The sequence below is a fragment of the Pseudomonas sp. 43(2021) genome (assembly GCF_017490805.1).
Lineage (GTDB): Bacteria > Pseudomonadota > Gammaproteobacteria > Pseudomonadales > Pseudomonadaceae > Aquipseudomonas.
Genome location: NZ_JAFGYJ010000533.1, coordinates 1 through 444 on the forward strand (window position 1 = coordinate 1; position 444 = coordinate 444).

Here is a 444-nt window from a genome sequence, read left to right on the forward strand (position 1 = left end):
CTCTTCGCGAGCAGGCTCGATCCCGCCTTGAAAAGCATTCTCCTGTGGGAGCGAGCCTGCTCGCGAAGGCGTCTGACTTCACAACTCCTGTGCCCGATAAGCCCCCGGTGTCAGCCCCGTCCATTTCTTGAATGCCCGGTGAAACGCCGAAGGCTCAGAGAACCCGAGCTGCTCGGCAATCTGCTGCAACGACAGATCCGCGCGGCCCAGATGATAGATGGCGATATCCCGCCGCAGCTGATCTTTCAGCTCCTGAAAACTGGTGCCTTCCTCGCGCAAGTGCCGGCGCAAGGTCTGCGGGCTGATATGCAGATGCGCCGCAACCGCTTCCAGATCAGGCCAGTGCGCAGCGTCGCGACTGAGCAAGCGGCGCAGACGGCTGCTCAGGCTGTCGCCGTCGTCCGGGCGTGAGAGCAGGTCGGCGGGGGAGCGTTCGAGGAAGTG

The 444-nt window shown here is 63.3% G+C and carries 1 protein-coding gene; it reads right to left on the minus strand.

What is annotated here, in order from left to right:
- Positions 1 to 78: 78 nt before the first annotated feature.
- Positions 79 to 444: helix-turn-helix transcriptional regulator (locus J5M71_RS28550; RefSeq protein ID WP_207839022.1), on the minus strand; the 366-nt coding region annotated here is incomplete at its 5' end.